General features: G+C 38.2%; 21 protein-coding genes. 13 read left to right on the forward strand and 8 right to left on the reverse strand.

Features of this window, described 5'->3' with window-relative positions; translation table 11 throughout:
* Positions 1-86: 86 nt before the first annotated feature.
* Positions 87-548 (reverse strand): hypothetical protein, encoded by a 462-nt coding sequence (locus H9630_RS09845; RefSeq protein ID WP_191715318.1) that lies wholly within the window; start codon positions 546-548, stop codon positions 87-89.
* Complete coding sequence (locus H9630_RS09850; protein ID WP_149456994.1) at positions 541-1,350, reverse strand: ParA family protein; 810 nt, start codon at positions 1,348-1,350, stop codon at positions 541-543. The genes H9630_RS09845 and H9630_RS09850 overlap by 8 nt, the downstream gene beginning before the upstream one ends.
* 946 nt (positions 1,351-2,296) lie before the next feature.
* Between H9630_RS09850 and H9630_RS09855 the strand changes: the two genes are divergently transcribed.
* From H9630_RS09855 to H9630_RS09890, 8 genes are all read left to right on the forward strand, one after another.
* Positions 2,297-3,802: a primase C-terminal domain-containing protein gene (locus H9630_RS09855; protein WP_225218512.1), complete on the forward strand. Its 1,506-nt coding sequence runs from the start codon at positions 2,297-2,299 to the stop codon at positions 3,800-3,802.
* 143 nt (positions 3,803-3,945) lie between these two features.
* Entirely contained in the window at positions 3,946-4,800 is an 855-nt protein-coding gene (locus H9630_RS09860; protein ID WP_191715320.1) for a site-specific integrase, read from the forward strand.
* A gap of 300 nt (positions 4,801-5,100) precedes the next feature.
* Positions 5,101-5,466, forward strand: a complete 366-nt coding sequence (locus tag H9630_RS09865) for a hypothetical protein (RefSeq protein ID WP_191715321.1) — start codon at positions 5,101-5,103, stop codon at positions 5,464-5,466.
* 158 nt (positions 5,467-5,624) lie between these two features.
* The gene (locus H9630_RS09870; RefSeq protein WP_191715322.1) at positions 5,625-6,446 is read left to right on the forward strand and encodes a hypothetical protein; all 822 of its coding nucleotides are present in this window, start codon (positions 5,625-5,627) and stop codon (positions 6,444-6,446) included.
* 111 nt (positions 6,447-6,557) lie between these two features.
* Positions 6,558-6,893 carry a hypothetical protein gene (locus tag H9630_RS09875; RefSeq protein ID WP_191715323.1) on the forward strand — a complete coding sequence of 112 codons (336 nt, stop codon included), beginning with the start codon at positions 6,558-6,560 and terminating at the stop codon, positions 6,891-6,893.
* A gap of 107 nt (positions 6,894-7,000) precedes the next feature.
* Positions 7,001-7,225, forward strand: coding sequence for a hypothetical protein (locus H9630_RS09880; RefSeq protein ID WP_191715324.1), 225 nt, complete (start codon positions 7,001-7,003; stop codon positions 7,223-7,225).
* 225 nt (positions 7,226-7,450) lie between these two features.
* Positions 7,451-7,969, forward strand: coding sequence for an SMI1/KNR4 family protein (locus H9630_RS09885; RefSeq protein ID WP_191715325.1), 519 nt, complete (start codon positions 7,451-7,453; stop codon positions 7,967-7,969).
* A gap of 116 nt (positions 7,970-8,085) precedes the next feature.
* Positions 8,086-8,439 carry a hypothetical protein gene (locus H9630_RS09890; protein ID WP_191715326.1) on the forward strand — a complete coding sequence of 118 codons (354 nt, stop codon included), beginning with the start codon at positions 8,086-8,088 and terminating at the stop codon, positions 8,437-8,439.
* Between the two features lie 167 nt (positions 8,440-8,606).
* Here the strand turns inward: H9630_RS09890 and H9630_RS09895 are convergent, their stop codons facing one another.
* Positions 8,607-9,167 (reverse strand): hypothetical protein, encoded by a 561-nt coding sequence (locus tag H9630_RS09895; RefSeq protein WP_191715327.1) that lies wholly within the window; start codon positions 9,165-9,167, stop codon positions 8,607-8,609.
* 317 nt (positions 9,168-9,484) lie between these two features.
* On the opposite strand from H9630_RS09895, the gene H9630_RS09900 reads away from it, so the two are divergent.
* From H9630_RS09900 to H9630_RS09910, 3 genes are all read left to right on the forward strand, one after another.
* Positions 9,485-9,982: a hypothetical protein gene (locus H9630_RS09900; RefSeq protein WP_191715328.1), complete on the forward strand. Its 498-nt coding sequence runs from the start codon at positions 9,485-9,487 to the stop codon at positions 9,980-9,982.
* Positions 9,983-10,157: 175 nt separating this feature from the next.
* Positions 10,158-10,307: a hypothetical protein gene (locus H9630_RS09905; RefSeq protein ID WP_191715259.1), complete on the forward strand. Its 150-nt coding sequence runs from the start codon at positions 10,158-10,160 to the stop codon at positions 10,305-10,307.
* 132 nt (positions 10,308-10,439) lie between these two features.
* On the forward strand, positions 10,440-10,694 hold the full coding sequence (locus H9630_RS09910) for a hypothetical protein (RefSeq protein ID WP_191715260.1): 255 nt from the start codon (positions 10,440-10,442) through the stop codon (positions 10,692-10,694).
* A gap of 470 nt (positions 10,695-11,164) precedes the next feature.
* On the opposite strand, the gene H9630_RS09915 is transcribed toward H9630_RS09910, so the two are convergent.
* The 3 genes from H9630_RS09915 to H9630_RS09925 form a co-directional block, all read right to left on the reverse strand.
* Positions 11,165-11,365 (reverse strand): cold-shock protein, encoded by a 201-nt coding sequence (locus H9630_RS09915; RefSeq protein ID WP_036810671.1) that lies wholly within the window; start codon positions 11,363-11,365, stop codon positions 11,165-11,167.
* A gap of 343 nt (positions 11,366-11,708) precedes the next feature.
* Positions 11,709-12,869 (reverse strand): SAP domain-containing protein, encoded by a 1,161-nt coding sequence (locus H9630_RS09920; RefSeq protein WP_191715329.1) that lies wholly within the window; start codon positions 12,867-12,869, stop codon positions 11,709-11,711.
* Between the two features lie 314 nt (positions 12,870-13,183).
* Positions 13,184-13,546, reverse strand: coding sequence for a hypothetical protein (locus tag H9630_RS09925; protein ID WP_191715330.1), 363 nt, complete (start codon positions 13,544-13,546; stop codon positions 13,184-13,186).
* Between the two features lie 248 nt (positions 13,547-13,794).
* On the opposite strand from H9630_RS09925, the gene H9630_RS09930 reads away from it, so the two are divergent.
* Complete coding sequence (locus H9630_RS09930) at positions 13,795-14,475, forward strand: hypothetical protein (RefSeq protein WP_191715331.1); 681 nt, start codon at positions 13,795-13,797, stop codon at positions 14,473-14,475.
* A 316-nt stretch (positions 14,476-14,791) separates the two neighbouring features.
* Positions 14,792-15,607, forward strand: coding sequence for a type II pantothenate kinase (coaW, locus tag H9630_RS09935; RefSeq protein WP_191715332.1), 816 nt, complete (start codon positions 14,792-14,794; stop codon positions 15,605-15,607).
* Positions 15,608-15,691: 84 nt separating this feature from the next.
* On the opposite strand, the gene H9630_RS09940 is transcribed toward coaW, so the two are convergent.
* On the reverse strand, positions 15,692-16,234 hold the full coding sequence (locus H9630_RS09940) for an MFS transporter (RefSeq protein WP_191715333.1): 543 nt from the start codon (positions 16,232-16,234) through the stop codon (positions 15,692-15,694).
* Positions 16,231-17,661 carry an FAD-binding oxidoreductase gene (locus H9630_RS09945; protein WP_191715334.1) on the reverse strand — a complete coding sequence of 477 codons (1,431 nt, stop codon included), beginning with the start codon at positions 17,659-17,661 and terminating at the stop codon, positions 16,231-16,233. Before H9630_RS09945 ends, H9630_RS09940 begins: the two co-directional genes overlap by 4 nt.
* Positions 17,662-17,783: the final 122 nt, after the last annotated feature.

A 17,783-nucleotide genomic window follows, 5' to 3' on the forward strand; every position in this document is an offset into this window, starting at 1 on the left:
AGAAATATCCACCTAACACAAGTAGAAATATCTACTTGTGTTAGGTGGGTGGTTTTTAATGAAAGAATAATAAGAACTCAATATGATTATTCTTCATTTTCATTAAAGAATTCTGTCATATACTCAAATTGCTTTTGTTGTCTGTCAGTCAATTCATTTTTTGTGTAATATTCTACAAGTTCTGAAATGATAGCATAGGTTTTATTTTCGTCCATGAATTTTCCAAGGACTCCAATTTGAGTATGAAGATCATGAGGAACTTTAATAGATTTGACATTATTATTTTTACCCACTACCGACTTAGTTTTGCGAGCAGGTTTTGTCTTTAGTTCAGAAACTGGAATTGCAGTTTTTTTCTCTACTGGAGGAATTGAGACAGCCTTTTCTTTATTGATAGGCTCATTACTTGTAAGTTGTAGTGGATTTGATTGCTCATTATTAAACTTAAAATCGTTTTGGCTACTTATTACTACAGGTTTTGGTCTCTCAAGAGTATTAGTTTTTGTTTTTTTCTTAATTAAAGGTCCTTTCTTTGAGTTTTCAGACATGGGTATTTTCCTCCTCAAATCTTGCAAGTTTTTCCTCGATTTCATCCACTACATCTAAAAAGGTTTGATGTGCTTTACGATCATGATGATCCTCGTTTTTAATTCCGGTTACATCCCAAGCCTTTAAGCGTTCTAAATGCTTTATAACATTTTTGAAGACATTATCCTCTCCGAAAAGTTCAGTGGCACGTTCAACTGTACTTTGATCAACTCGGCCACCTGCTCTAAGAAGAACTGGCAATACACCAAGAACTTGTATATCTGCTTCATATTCGTCTGCCATAAATTGCAGATACGATACATAAGTTTCGGCACCTTCCAAAGATAGTTCTTGGGCTTGCAATATAATAAGGACATAATCAGAAGCCATCATGGCATTGTCAGAGTAATCACTGATAGTCGGTGGTACATCAATGAAAATATAGTCATAATCTGCTTTTAATGGTTCTAGTAGTGTTTTTAATAAAGTAATTTGATCTAAATCATTTTGATAGTTTTGATATAAAAATTTTGAAAAGTTTTTGAAAGAAACAGCTGCAGGAATCAAATCGAGATTTTCTGTAACTTTGACAACCACATCTCGGAGATTACCATTCTTGAAGCCATCAAATATAGTTTGATTAATCTCTTCAATTCCTGCTGATCGAGCAATCAAGGTACTCGCATTTCCCTGGGGGTCCATATCAACAAGCAATACCTTTTTATTATGTACTTTTGCATACTCCCAGCTCGTCATTACCGAGACTTTGGTTTTTCCTACTCCGCCTTTAAAATTACCTACAACTATTGTTTTGGCTACCATCGCTATTCCTCCTAATTCTTATCTTCTAAACAAACTTCTACCTAACAAACTTCTACTTCTGTATATATCTGATAATAACACAAGTGGAAGTTCGTGAGAATATAAAGTTAAATGTAATACAACTGTAATATTTGATGAAAGATCTAACCATAAGTAGAAAAGTAGAAATATCTACTTATGTGAGAATGAACTTGTTATTAACGTAAGTAGATAAGTAGAAATATCTACTTTTGTGAGAATAGAGATAGTTCTAACATAGGTAGAAAAGTGGAAATATCTACTTCATTTATAAACTGAGCTTAATTAGCTATAAGTAGAAAAGTAGAAATATCTACTTATGTGAGAATAGATTTATTATTAACATAAGTAGAAAAGTAGAAATATCTACTTGCGTTAAAATGAATTACTTTATAACAGAAGTAGAAATATCTACTTCTGTTATAAAGTAATTAGAAGAAATTTTAGTTTAAACCCTTAGGAGACAATGTTTGTAGACAATATAAAGTGCTCGTAAATTATCACGCTAACTACATAAGTAGAAAAGTAGAAATATCTACTTGTGCGAAGTTCAAACTAAATATTACGTAGGTAGAAAAGTAGAAATATCTACTTTTGTGAGAATGAAAAATATTCTAACACAAGTAGAAAAGTAGAAATATCTACTTATGCAATAATAATGATATATTCTCACTAAAGTAGAAAAGTGGAAATATCTACTTATGCTAGAATGCTCTCGTATATAACATAAGTAGAAAAGTAGAAATATCTACTTATGCGAAAAAGAATTTTATTCTAACAAAAGTAGAAAAGTGGAAATATCTACTTTTGTGCCCTTGGAAACCCTGATATAACGCTATTTACAGACTCTATTCATTGCTTTAGGTTATGAAGTAGAAGGAAATCTGTAGAGTTATTATTGGATAGGGAAGGGGGCTGCTTTGTGTTAATGATGACTAATGTTTTTGAAATACTTCTCCATGAAGGAATCCATAGTTACAAGAAAAAAAACTCATCTGCCCCTCTTCCTCACTTAATCGAAGATCAGAAACAAACAAAGAAACATAAAAAAGGTGCGATTGGCGTTACGCGTTCCAAGGAAGATCTATCGTCACCTGGTGGTGTCAAAGGGTACGTGATTACGTCGAAAGAGACTCTCTTGGAGGATTCTGTTGAACTTTCTCATTGGACCCCCAATGTACACAATTACTTAGGGTACGTCGATAAAGAAAAGCGGCATCTCAAGGGACACACCGAAAAGAACCTGCAGCAAATCAATACGTTCGTCGTCGACATCGACACGAAGAAACAGCCGTATACGGAAATTCTGACCGCTGCGCTCGATTACAGCGTGGGAATTCCAACGATGGTCCTGGAGACGCCGAAAGGGTTTCAGGTCTATTTCGTGCTGGAAACGCCGCTGTTCATCAGCAACCAGAACGACTACCGCGGTTTGAAAGTCGCGAAACGCATTTCGGAGAACATCCGGCGCAGCTTGGCCAAGGTTTTGCAAGGAGTGGATCTCTCCTGCAACGACTTTGGCTTTTTCCGCATGCCTTCAGAAGACAACATCCGCTGGTTCTCCGAAAAGATGGTCTTTTCCCTGCACAACCTGATTTCGTGGTCGAAACGGCAGGACGATGACCAAAACCGTGGATTATTCGTCGTGGAATCGAAAGGGGAGGGGCTTGATCCGACACATGCCGAGTGGTTCCGGGAATTATTAGCTACACGTCACGTAAAAGGAAGAGACGGACAGATTGGCCGGGACAACTTGATGTACACGCTCGCCTTGACTTGTTACAGCGCCGGAAAAGGACAGGGGGAGACGCTGGATCTGCTAGACGAATACAATTCCTCTCTCGAAGCGCCTGTGCGACACAGTGAGGTTCAGAAAATCGTCAAGAGCGCCTATAAGGGCCGTTTCAAAGGTGCAAGTCAGATTTATATTCAGGAGCTATTAGAAGCCTGGTTGCCAGGAAAGGATATTCCGGTCACGAATCACCTCGGAGGCTGGTACAAATTCAAGAAGGAACGGAAGGATCGCGTCCGCAGCCACTACGATGAGTGGGAAGAGGATCTGCTTGCCTATATCCAATCGGAGACCAGTACGGTTCAGCCAATCAAATGGACCACCCAAAGCGCATTATGTGAAGCCGTGGGCATTCCACGTAGCACATTCAACGAAGTCATCCGGAAATCCAAAAAAATTCTCATTAAACGAATCGGAAAAGGGCGCGGCGCGCAGACCGGGTTGACCTCTGTGGCGGTGCTTCTTCAGTGTGCCCTTGAATTCAACCAGCAGCATCGTGCTCTGTACTATGAAGCAATCTCGTTAATGAACGGCTCACGTGAGAACGCAAGCGCCTTGTGGGAGCTAGAAAACCAATTGGCTTTGCTGACCCGCTTCCCTGAAAACCGCCCTTTAACTGGAAAAAAATTCAATTCTTCTTAATTGTCCAATCTGCCAATACATATCTGTATACGTGTTCTGTTTGGAGATCCGTATTCTACTTACAGCTTCTTTTGTAGTTTAAGAAATTGATTTTGGGGATTTTCTGTTGACCTGTTAAACTAAATGTTAAGAAGGGCAGGGGAATGAGGATGCTGTATGGCTATGAGGAGTATCGATTAAAAGAAGGGATTTCTCCTGGTACGCTGGTGACGGAATTGGAACTGCTGAAGTCATTTGTTCGTTTTGTGAACTTGCGAAACGAGAAGCAGCTGGAGCCGTATGAAATCAAACCTGCGGATGTCCGAGCATTTTTGGATCAGGAGAAGGCGAAAGGGTTAAAGCCAGGTACTGTCAAAAGGAAACTGTCCCATATCCGTCAGTATTTTCATTACTTGTGGAAGGTGGGGAAGGTGCCAGTTGATTTCATGCCTAAATTTGAATACCAACTGGTGATAGAGAAACCTGTGGCGCAGCTTGATTATGCTGAATTTGTGCATGAAAAGAAAAAGGTACTGCAGCATCCGACTTTGATGTTGAATGCCAAGCTTTATTTTCTGTTTGCGATGGCAGGATTCCGTATGCGGGAGATTGAGCGGTTACGGAGCAGGCACTTCCGTGATCTGGGGGACCGGGTGGAAATGAACTTTGTAACGTCTCAAGATGTGTTTTGGCAGTTGGTTTTTGAGGACCCGATAGAAGTAGCGGTAATTGTGCAGGCAATGGAGCGTGCGGTTTTTCGGGAGCATGATTACCTGATCTCATCGGAAAAGAAGTATGGACCGGATTATGTGCGGAACAACATGAAGGATATTTATTCTGGCCTAACTTTGCTGCTACCGAAACCATTCAAGACGGAAGAGGTTCGGATTGCCTATATTTACGACTTGTATAAGGTTCAGGGGAAGTCTTTCGATGAAATGGTGGAATTATTAGGTATTAGGCCAGCGTCGCTTACATCCGCCTTAAAACTCGTTTTTGAACGTTATAATAAAATATAGGACTGTTAAGTAAATGAATCGTAATCTTATTTTCTTATAAATGATTGACTACTTAAAAGATGTCCTATTATCTGTCGGGAATTTGAAGAGAGAAAGAAGAGGCCATTGGTTCAGCATCTTCTTTCTTTTCTTAATAGCTCTTATAATTTGTAATTCATAAAAATTATAAGACAAATACGAAACTGTGATATGTAAAACCATATCTATTCAATAATCTGACATCTAATATGTTATACGTGTTTTAATAACTTATAAAGAGCTCACTTTTACTATTTATAATCATTGAAAGGAGATTTATTTATGACTTATTTTTATTATATTGCCTCTGATATCGAGTTGGTTCCAGAAGTTTATAAAGTATATGAATTGTATTTCGAAGAATCTAATGAACGTATTAAAGGGTTCGATTTTCCTCTTCAACTTGAAATTGAGAATGGAATTAATGTAAAAGAAGAAGCTGAAATTCTGCTGGAGTATATTTATAAAAAAGCTGAAAACCATAAAAAATGTACATTTCAAGTTGCAAAATTAGTCAATTCTAATAGGGTGCCATTCAAAGTCCTAGAGAAAAAACAAGTATTCTTACATAAAATAAAGTCATCGGATGAACTACTTTTGCCAGAAGGTCATCTGCTTACTATCAAAAAAGTTCCAGTGGTGTATTAAAAAAGAGGTCGCGATGATTTGATGATGACTCCTAGCTAAGTAAGTGCCAAATTAAATATCCCACCCTCCACGTTACGGAAGTATTCGGCGTTGCTTGAACAGGAAGGCATTCAATTCAAACGAACCCATAAAAATGCCCGTCTTTATACCGATAGCGAGTGCATGGCGGTAAGAAATCATTAGAAGAAGCTGTTATAGAGACATCTAGTGGGTTAAAAAAGAACATCTCTGTAGCGCCACGCGAGCACGATAGCGACGACATAGTAGCTGCTACGCTAAATGAAGTGAAACAGCTGAAAATCCAGCTACAGCAACAAGAAGAGCGCCAAAAAGAGCGAGATACGATGTTTGTGGAGGCGCTGGAGAAGATGCAGCGAAAAATTGATGTGTTGGAAGATCAGCAGAAGCAATTACTTGCCCCAGTACCGAAAGAACCAGAGTTAAATGCGCCAGAATCGTCCTCACAGCAGCCAGAAAGCAAATCTGAAACGACACACCTAAAAAAGACACACGAAGCTTATGGGCCAGGATCTGGAACAAATAATGAGGAAGTGGATCTGCTTTTGAAGCTGTCGAATCATTTTTTCGCAGAATTAGGCAAAAATAACCGAAGAGGAGATGAGAACTTGACTCTTAATTCTACTAACTTTCTGCATATCTACGCACAACACATGCCTCACCATGAATCGTTTATTGTAGGCAATACAAGCGCTTTACTTAAGCTGAGAGAAATGATTGATGAAGCATTAAAAGAAGGAGAGGCGACAAGGGACTTTACTGCATCGGATTTGGAAGATTATCAAACATTTGTCATGAAGATAGCAGACGAAGAAATCGCTTTATTTGAATCGTTAGAAATGCCTTATACGGACCAATACGGAGAAGTAAATTCCCATATCTTTTTTGTGAATGAAACACAAAATGGCAGTACACCGCGTTCTCCAATAACATTATCGAAAAATTATAAGAGAACTCCATGAGGTTAAAAGCGTTCTCTATTTCAGCGAAAACGAATGTAACTTAAGTGCAGTTAAGTTACATTCAGAGCAAATGAAATCTTTAATGAGTAATGTAAGGAGGCTTATTGCTGCATGAAGTATATTTGTCCAGTATGTGGTTACAAAGGGTTGGACGAACCTGCATATGCTGATTTGAATACCTTAAAGGACGGCTCATTCGACATATGCAGTTGTTGTCGATTTCAATTTGGGGTAGACGACGACATTGAACTAGAAAATGGAGACTTTTTAGCAGTCAAAGATACACACACTATTTATCGCGATATTTGGCTGAAATTTGATGCTCCTGTTTTTTCAACTAAAGAATATCCAACTGAGAATCAAGAACATGGAAAAGTGAAGCGAGAGTTCTTGGTGGATCAATTAAAAACTATTGGTGTCGATATTAACGAACAAGTAGAAAAGTAAACGTTTGAATGTAACTTAATGTGAATTAAATTACATTCAGAAGCAGGTTTTCTAGAAATGGTATTCCTTAGATTTAGAAATCTAATAAAGGAAAAGAGGATGATTGAATGTCTAATTTAGGCTTGTTTGGAACAGGAAATTGGCTAGGAATTTTGTCGATAACATTACTGATTGGCAGCATTTATTTTACCTTCACTTTTTTTGAGCACTTGAAAAGTGGTGAGCATCGATTAAGAAAGATAAACAAAATAGCTGCACTCATTTGTATTGCAGGTGCTTTATTAACTCCAGCGCTTTATCACTTCTACATTTATAACGAGATGATGAAGTAAAAAAGGTGTGTAGTAGTTGCATCTGTATAAACCACAAGTGGTCCGATTCTAGTTAAATAAATTTGAATGTAACTTATTAGCAATTAAGTTACATTCACTTCCCCTAAATTTCATTGATTATCTTGCTGATTTGCCAACATCAAGTTTTGAAATTATTAATATAACTTTGCAGGTACAATCTTGATATTATATACAAAATACTCACGGAGAGGTGCAGAAGAGTATATGTCTAAATTAACTTCAGCAATAAGTAATTTGAAAAAAAGATTAGACAAGGATGAAGCTCTGTTGGTCCAACAGGAGAATGGATATTTGGAAAAAGTATATGTGAAGCTAAATGCCCCTGCCACAAAAAAAGAAATCGAGCATTTTCCATTTAAGCTACCGCAAGATTATGAAGAATTTTTACGACTGCATCACGGTGGACGCCTCTTTTTCACTAAAGACGGTGGAAATAATGGGATAGAACTTTACATGATAGAACAAATTTTAGAACATAGATCGTATTACGCTGATGACTTCCCCGAAAACTGGTATCCAGTAGCCATGGGCTACGATGGTTCTTTTCTTATCATTACGGATCAGCATATAGAGGGCGGGTATTTAAGCTGGTACGAAACAGGAAATGATTTCGATGACGATATATCCATTGGAATGACATTCGAAGATTGGCTTGAAAAGTTGATTATCGCTCAAGGCTCTAAGTTTTGGGAATGGGATGTTAGAAGACCTACAGGGATATAAAAAATACTTTTCATTTGCCGGTAGAATCTAAAAGAGTACCTTTTCCTGTATGGGTGTCCTTTTTTGTAACTATTTCATAGTTCAACCCGTCTCCACAGACAAAGGGAGGGGTAAAAGTGAAACATTATTTTATCTATCTATTCTTATTATTGATGATAACGAGTGGATGTTCATCGTCGGCCCAGGATGCAAATGAGAAAACGACCGAAGAAGGTTCTTATGAGGCATTATTGAATATAGAAGGTGAGATTTATTACTCGTACGGATACGATGAGAAAGAGAAGTACACGGTTCTTGAGGAAGTTGGAGAAGTGAAGAAAACACTTGTGGGAGAAGAAATCATGCCCAAAGAACATTTGACCTCCAATTATTTAGAAAAAGGGACCCAAATCTTTTCGACAAAAGAAGATCCTGAAATATTTTTAGTTGAAGATCAAGGTAAATACGATGTTTTAAAAAAGAAGCCTTAATTCTTTTTATGTGCTGAACTCTGGAATCCGAGTAACTGTTCAGAATCTACTTGAAAAAAGATTGCTTTAAAATTTTTTCTATAGAATCTGAATGTAACTTAATCCTAATTAAGTTACATTCAGTTTATTGATTACAGAGGCTTTTATTCTTCTTTTTGTCTATCACTCTATTCACTTGCCGGCTCAATTACCTTTCCGTTTTCATCGTAAAGCGTAAAGGTAAGAAAAGTCTCTTTTAAATCTTCAGGGAGTTTTTTGTATACCAAAAACGTTGCATCTTCAGGAATAGGTGAAGTGAAACTGAAGTCCTCATCGGTAAATTCAGATTTCGCCGTAATGTGATCGATTTGTAAATCCGGGTTTTTTCCGGCCAGAATACCATACACGCCTTGATTCGTTTTAAGGTCACGGTATTTGACAATATTCGTTCCTGCACCTGATTCTACAATTTTGAATTGTCCATTCCACCCTTTAAGCAAATGTGCATACCCCACATATTTATCTGCTGTTTCAAAAAGCACAACGTACGATGTAGTATGGTTGATCTGTGTCATTTTCAGGATTTTAATTTCAATTTCCTCTTCGCTTCCTCTACTTTCCCATGTCGTCAAATCAGCAAGGATAGACGCTCGATTGTCTTTAACAGAATACTGATTAACATAAAATACTGTATAACCAACACCAATTACTAGAATACATAAAAGAGCAAACAACAACTTCTTCTTCATTTTTTACCTCCATCGGATTTTGTAGGATACCCGTCCATTCTTGCACTTTTTTCGTTTGTCCTGGTCATATTAGAAATCACCTTTGTCAGCACTCATTATACCAATCATTTCCAATGAAAAAGTTATTTTAAATTAGCTATTCATAATTTTTTCTTGATTTCGAATGTAACTTAATGGCAATTAAGTTACATTCGAAAGCCCTCCATTTCTGGAGGGCTTTTCTTCATGTCCACTCCATTGAAAATTTTTCTAAAAGTCTTCCTGTAACTAATAAATTGTATTTCGCGTCTAAAGTTGAAATGAGGAGGATTAAGAAGATGAGAGCCAAACTTTTATTTTTAAGTATGCTAATTATTTTTGTATTAGCTGGTTGTTCTCAAGAAAAGGAAGCTATAAAAAACGAAAAAAACACAAGCGATGCTGGAGAAAGTGTAAAACATACAGAACAAAAGCCTCCTCAATTAAAAATAGTGGTGAATGAGGAGGCGTTTTCTGCTGCTTTAGGTGGTTATGCCTGGAGTTACTTTGATCAAGAAGAAAATTCTATGGTTGAGATAGAGGCAGAAACTATCGGTGTTTCTGAATTAGTTGGTGATCGAAAGGGCCCAATCGTAAATACAAGTACATCCATTGAGCTTAAGTTTGAAGAAGAGCCAATCTCTTATCAGGTGAATATTTGGGATTCTACAGATAATGTAAAAGGCTCTTTCAAAGATATAGTGTTGGATGGGCAAACTGGAAAAACAATCTATGAAGTTGTCGCTACTTGGGAAAGAGGGACAGGGCATTATTTTTTTCCGTTAACTATTGAGTAGATTCTTTCAGCGGTACCATTGTCTAATTCAAGTTTCTTTTTATTGAATCTGAATGTAACTTAAGTCTAAGTAAGTTACATTCAAATGCCCAATTCACAGGGGCTTGCAAAAAAAAAAAATAACCTTATCGATTTTTAAGTTATACTAATTTTTAGAAATAGAGGGGGTTATTGGGATGGAAAAAACGCTGGTCATTTACATTGCTTTCGGTGCAGCCATCGGGTTCTTTTTCGGGGGGATTTGGGAGGCTATTGCGGCAATGGTGCTCATTTACATTGCGCTCAGAATCGATCACCTTATAAAAAAATTCGAATACAGAAGATAATTTATCTAAATTCACTAAATTCAAAGTCGCATTCGAAAAAGAGTACGGCTTTTTATTGAATCTGCAGGCAATATGCGGACAGTTGAGTGACATTCGGAAAGTTATTGAGGACAAGTAAGAAGGAGGATTTACGTGAAAAATAGCTTTTTGAACTCATTTAAGTTGGTTGTAGTTTTCTTTTGTTTAGGTGTCTTAGCTTTAATACTAGGTGTAAACGGGGAAGCAGTGGCCATATTTATTTCGAGACCTTCGGGTGCCGGGTCATGGACAACATCTGAAAGCATGATGAATGGATTTATATATATACCTACAGCTATTGGCGTTTTTTTCTTTGCACTAGCTACCATTGTTTTCACAATTTCTTATAAAAAAGTGCAAGAAAAATGAATATATAATTCTTTCTAAGAACTCATTCTTATTTATTTTTAAGAAGCTTCAGGGGAAAGTCCTTGTTTCGATAACTTTTTTATTTGAAGTAAAGAGCATGAATCTGAATGTAACATAAGTGTAATTAAGTTACATTCAAAACCCCCATTCTATTGACTTCATCCAAAAAATCGGTGAGACTGATTTTAATAGAAAAATGATACATTCAAAAGCCTATTCTATAAGGTTTGAAGTTTGAATTTTAGCAGGACTCAAGTGTACATATGAGGAATTATAGGAAGGATAGAAGCTGATAAAAGCAGCTTCTATCCTTTTTTGTTTATTTAAGTATATTTTTACGAACTGCTAATTAAGTATTAGTTATAAAGTATCTCTCATTCCATATGATAAAATCAGTTCACGGAAGTAGTTAACCCAAATTTAAGCACATAAAAAAACCCTACACATGTAGGGTCTTTTTTTAGCTATTATTAAGCTTTTTGAACGTTAGTAGCTTGTAGGCCACGTTGTCCTTGTTCAATTTCAAACGTTACATTTTGACCTTCGTCTAAAGATTTGAAACCTTCGCTTTGGATTGCTGAGAAATGTACAAATACGTCATCTCCTGCTTCACGCTCGATAAATCCAAAACCTTTTTCTGCATTAAACCATTTAACTGTACCTTGTTCCATAATTGTTGCCTCCTAGTGCGGCTATCCACACAATGTGTTACTACCCTTGCTCAAATACCTTAGACGAAAAACAAACTTTCTTCTCAATCTGAAAACGAACAAAAATAATTCTTTTTTAGAATAACAGATAGTTGATAAAATAGAAAGCAAAGGGCATCGATTCAATTACTCAAATAGTTTGTATCACATATATACTGTCACTTTAAGAGATAATTTGCACCAATTTTTAGCTTTATTTTGCATAGGGTTTTAAAAGACCAGTAACCTCTGCATTAAGGTTACTGGTCTTTTAATTTTTCCTCCATATTATAAAAACTTCTGCCCTTCTAGTTTTAGGTAATATTTAATTCGTAAGTCTATTGTCGATTTTCACTTTCATTTCCTTTATTACTTCTAAATCAAGAAGATCTATCAGCTCAAACACCATTTCTAACTTTCTATTTTCATCAGTAATAAATGAATCTAATATGTCCATTAAGGTCTCTTCTTCCTCTTCTATATCATCAAAACCTTTCTGATGATAGTTATTTATATCTTCTTGATAATGTTCATGACCAAATTTTTCTCTAATACTATGATATAAGTTTCCAAGTAATTCTCTATATAGTTCATCATCAGGATTAGTCATTAGAGCAATAATAATTTCATTAAAGTTGGTAAAGGTTACTAATGAAGGATCTTTTATTGCAAAGTCGTAAATATATTTTAAAATTTCATCTAAATTATCGTCACTAATATCTAAGCTCTTGAAGACTGATCTAAGGGACATAGCCTGAAATGCGCCTAATCCAGCACTTGTGTTAAACCAACCAACTTCTTTACATTTTTCTAATTGTAAATTAATTTCTTCTGTTAATGCCCTAAGCCCATAAAGAAATGATTTTTCTAGATTGTTTTCTATCTGATGTATACGTGCTACTATTCCACTATTATCTGATTCATAATAATCAATAATTGTATTTGGCGCATCTATATCCCAATGATTCATAAAATAATATTCATCAAACTTACTCTGGGAGTTAAGAGGATACATAAAAATATAATCTTTATTTTTATGTATCCAAACGACATTCTTATATTTTTCCAGCACCTCTAAACCGAGTTCTGTAAGAACAAAACAACTCTTATCTGTATGATTACTAATATCTTCATCACTTGCATGTGTCTCTATTCTATTAATTAATACAGCTTTTGTACCGTAAAGTGATTTAGATATTGCCTTAAGGATAACTTTCATTTCCACAACTGTTAAATGCTTTAATATTTCTCTAGGTAGATTCTCTCTTATCAATTCATTTCCTTGTAAATTTGAAACCACTTGAACAATATCAAGAAATATATTTCTTGATTCAAACACGTATATCAAGTGTGAATGACCAGAAAAGGTTTCTAAAGGAGCATTTACAAAAGTAGGTCTTTTATTTAACTCATGTAACACTAGAATATCTTCAACTTTATATTTACTATTCTTGTTGTTTATTGCAGGTGGGCTAAATTTCGTCATGACAACACTCCTTAATATTTTTTGATCGCAGGCTTTCGTAATTGACAACGTGCTGATTGCATATTATAAATAATAACATTTTCGTAGATTCCGTATTCACGCTCTATACAGTTCTGGTTTACATACCATGAGTTTATCGGAAGGGAAAAAGCGAGAAGAGAGCTTTTCTCTTTCTTTTCATCTGGAAAAGTGTAATTTTACAAGCACTTTAAAAAAGTTAAATTAAGCAGGTTCGTAAATTTCAAATAGAAAACTTATTTCTTAACGCCTGGTGCTTTTTCAGACACTGTCTTTATCTTCGTTAAGCCTTTGTCCTAATTTGTCCGTCGGCCTAATTCTTTCTGAATCATCTCAAGCTTGGCGGATCGAAGCTTGCGCTCGTATGGGTCCGTTTCGGATTCCGGCTTGGCGAGGTAGTCCTCGTTATACTTGATTTCCAGGTAGAGGATGTCAGTAGTCTCCATAACAGCATGTCGGTGGGACCTTTCCACTTCTGCTTCGATTTTTCCCAATTCATACGCTGCTGGATCTCGCTGAGCAATTTCGGCTTGAATTAGCGTTATTGCTTTCAGATCCGGACTCTTTTCATTGTTCAATCGTATCAGTCGCTCATACAACTTCTTATTCGTCATTTTTTTAACGTTCGCTTTACTGAATTTCGAAAATAAGTTCATCATGATCCTCCTTTAAAGCTCTATTGATGTAAGTACTCGTGTATTTCGTTGAATTGGTTGTTCAAAATAGAGACTTTCACTGATAAGTACACAGTACCATAAAGGGATTCACTCCTATAAGCTTAAATGAGACCCACATAGTTCAAGTCGCGCATGTTAATTGTCCCGATTTTATGTGTGATTATTTGTCCTTGGACATTTTCCTTCGTCATTCATGCAAAAACCACAAAAATGAAATGAGGGCTTTTAAAATGATTGGAAAAATTTTTAAGAAATTATTTTCTAGAGATTACGGGCTATCAGCAACTGATTTTGCCTCATTATTAGGTTATAAAACATGGAAGGAAGCTCAAAAAAATACCTATGCCATTTTCTTTACGCAAGCGGATGACTGTTGGTTTGCGACAGAACTTCCTGATGGTCAATGGGCAACGTGGAAAGAAGAAGGTGAAATGCCATATCCTTTCACGGTATTTGCGACTCGGAATGAAGCGATCGAACATCTCCGAGTCATGTTCATAAAAAGTGCCTTACCTGAACGCAATTGGATCGAGGAAACGCCAAAAAAGAAAGGCAAAGCTTTAGTTGATAAAGAAACTCAAATCCAAATCTTGCTCTCTGGAAACGCGTTACAATTTGCTTGTGAAACGCTGGGTGTGAAAGACATGAGAATTCGTGAATACGCGGAAGTCTTTACAGTAAGCATGGAGGAAGTGTATGACTACGCTTTGAAGCATGGATTCCCGCAAAGTGACTCGATGAAGAATCCGCTGATTGAAGGCTTTCATTATTACGAGAAAGACGGCAAATGGCACACTTTTTTCAGGGAGAGAGGCCAAACATTCGACGAAAAGAATTTTGATGATAAAGAGCTTGGAAAAAGGTACATCATTAAAACCCTGGTGCAATTAAGTGGCACTGGCCTGTACTGATAGTTACAAGTGCAAAGGGTCAACAGGCGTTAATTTCTTAAGCGTTTGGTTAAGGTTTTTATGGGTTTACACATGAGGGATTATCGGAAGTAGAGCATGAAAAATAAAAACAGATCCCATTCGAGCAAGACTTCAATTGGGTCTTTATTAAGTAGTGCTCGCCTCGGCAAGGTGGCAATTAAAATACAAACGGCCAGCTTTCCGATTCAACTTGCAAACATCTCCCATAAAATAATCGAGTATGGTAGAATTTCATCATATGTTTATAAATTATCTGGCATTTTATAGAAGGATGCGAGAAAGAGCAGGTGCGGAAATGATTGTCGGAATAGATGCAGGCGGTACGTTGATCAAAGTGGCGTATACCGAAAAAGGGAAAGTCCATTTTGAAAAATATCCGATTGCTGAAATGGAGCAGGTTGCCGACTGGGTGAATGGTCTTGGCGACTGTCAGGTTTGTGTAACAGGAGGGAAATCAGGTGTCCTTGTTTCATTGCTCAATCAGTCGGTTCAGGAGATGGTTGAATTCGAAGCGACACATCTTGGTGTACAAGTGTTGCTTAAAGAGATGAACCTTCTGGAGGATGCTTATCTGGTGACGAATGTTGGAACCGGAACGTCCATCCATTGTATCCAAGACAATGTCCAGGAGCGCTTAGGCGGTACCGGAGTCGGTGGTGGGACGTTGATTGGTTTGAGCCATCTGTTGACGGGTGTTACCCGTTACGATGAGATTGTGGAGTTGGCAAGCCGAGGATCCCGTGACCGGATCGATTTGAAGGTCAAGCATATCTATGAAGGCAAGGAACCTCCGATTTCAGGTGAATTGACGGCCAGTAATTTTGGGCAAGACTTATTTTCGATTTCAAGTGATCTGACAAAAGAAGAGTTGTTGGCCACGGTCATCGGGTTGGTTGGCGAAACGGTCAGTACGGTGAGCGTTCAAGCAGCACGGCAATGCAGAAGCTCAACCATTGTGTATATCGGTTCTTCTTTCATCGACAACCCATTATTAAAAGAAGTGGTGAAAAGTTATACGATTCTGCGTGGCTCTGTTCCCGTGTTTCCCGATAATGGAGAGTTCTCAGGGGCGATGGGCGCCATGTCTGTTTTAAACAAAAAGACTGTATAACTTCTCTGTAAAAAGACGTCTTCTGTCCAGCCATTGTGATGGCAGGATGGAAAACGCCTTTTTTAATGGAAAGAAGAGTTGATATTACGCTTTTGCAGTTTCAAGTTTCCAAAGCTGCAGCCCGCTCCAGGCAAAGACCAGGGAAGCAATATAAAAAATGCTGGCAATCGTCAGAAAATCGACGAGGTAGCCTGTGGCGATGACGGCAATGGCCGCGGCGACCGATGTCCAGACATGGTAGTTTCCGATTTGCGTCCCAGCGATTTCTTTTGTCACATAGCGTGCCAAAACCGTTTTTTCAGAGTTTTTCTGAACAGCTCCCAAGACGCCCATAAGCACTTGCAGAATGTATACATGCCAAACCTCTGAGGCCAGCGGAAAGAACAGCAATAGAATAGCCATTCCCCAGGAGTAGATAAAGAGCAGGGTTTTATCCCCGACCCGGTCTGCGTATTTTCCGATCAAGGGAAAGCATAGAGCGGCAGTCAAGGCGAACAGGCCGTATGCCCAGCCAAACTGGGCATAGCTGTCGCCGACGTTCCGGATCAACAGAATATAAAACGGGAATATCATGCTGGAGGCCATGCCGATGGTGCCTTGGTAGTAAATGAAACGTTTGTAGTTCATGGGCGATACTCCTCGTAAAATAAATTCATGAAGCGATGGTCCGGATCAAAACGGTCCTTCAGTTCGAAAAATTCTCCAGTTCTCGGATAAGCTTTCTCCATTTGTTTTTTTGTGGGATAACCGAAATAAGGCAAGTAATAACTGCCGTCATGCGCAAGTGTAGCATCGATCATTTCGCGCACAACTTCCTGCGTCTTTTCCACACTTTCTGCATCGGTTCCCTGATTGATCAACAGCACAAGCGAAAACATGTCCTCTTTGGCGTAGGACAGGACCGCATTGTCATTTTGTTCAACATAACGGATGGTGACATTCAATAAATTGAAATCGGGGTGAGCTTCAAGCACAGCTTTCAAAGCAGGAATATATTCTTCAAATTGCCCGATCGGAACAAAGTATTCCTGAAGAATTTCGGTTTTTCGGCTATTATCGTACTCCATAAATTCTGAATCTGATCGCATGGCATTGTTTCGGGAAACCAGATTGCCATCGATTTTTTCTGTGTAGATTTTTTGGGTTTCCCAAAAGCTGTTTTTGCCGGCATCGTTAATGCGCGAAAGGCCAAGGAAAAACTTCGGCACAGCGATGAGGTTTTCAGTCTTCAACTTTTGGTAGTCAGCCAGCTGCTTCTGGTCTTGTGCAGACTTGTAAGTGATGGTGTACATCTCTTCCATAAAAGTTTCGGGTGAAATGGAAATGCGGGCCAAGTGCATGGCGGCCTCTGGGTCATCTTTTACTTGCTGTTTGAAATAAGAAGGATAATCACTGTAAGACATGCTGTTTGTTTCGATTTCATACAACTCATCGTCCGTAAGCTGGAGCGTGACATCCAAGATGATGCCGAACAAGCCATAGCCGCCGATGACAGCAGCAAACAACTCCCTGTTTTCTGTGGGACTTAACTGAAGAATTTTTCCATCCGCATTCATGAAACGCATCGAGGACACCGTATCCGATAGACCCCCGTTGCGGATGTCCAGTCCATGGGCGTTGACGCTCAGCGAACCGCCAACCGTGAAGATATTCTGTGATTGGCTGACTTTCAGCGATAAACCATGTGGGTTGATGGCTTCCTGAATGTCCGCCCATGTCGCACCGCTTTGGACTGTCACTGTTTTTGCTTGCAGGTCGACTTCCAAGATTTGATTGTATGGCTTCATATCGATCATGATGCCGTTCGGGTACACCGTCTGTCCGCCTTGGCTATGCTGCATGCCTGCGATGGAGAGGATATCTTCGTTTTTCTTGGCTTCTGTAACGATTTCCTGAAGCTCCGCCTTGCTCATGCCTGCCTTCACGGTTTTAATGTCGACGGGCAAAAGCCGCTGATGCAGTTCGTCAGCGGGGCCATTTGATTGTACCGAATAAAGGTAAATGGACAAGCTGAAGATGCACAGGTAGAGAAGGACCATCCAAACTGTTTTCATCCTACCGCCATCCCTTCGCTCAAATTACTTTATTGATAAGACCGCAACGATACGGAATGGTTCCCATGTTACGTAAATAATAGATAAAGATGAATTCTTTCTTACGGATTGGAATTTAAAAA

Origin of the sequence: Planococcus wigleyi (assembly GCF_014836985.1) — a bacterium.
In the GTDB taxonomy this organism is placed as follows: domain Bacteria; phylum Bacillota; class Bacilli; order Bacillales_A; family Planococcaceae; genus Planococcus; species Planococcus notacanthi.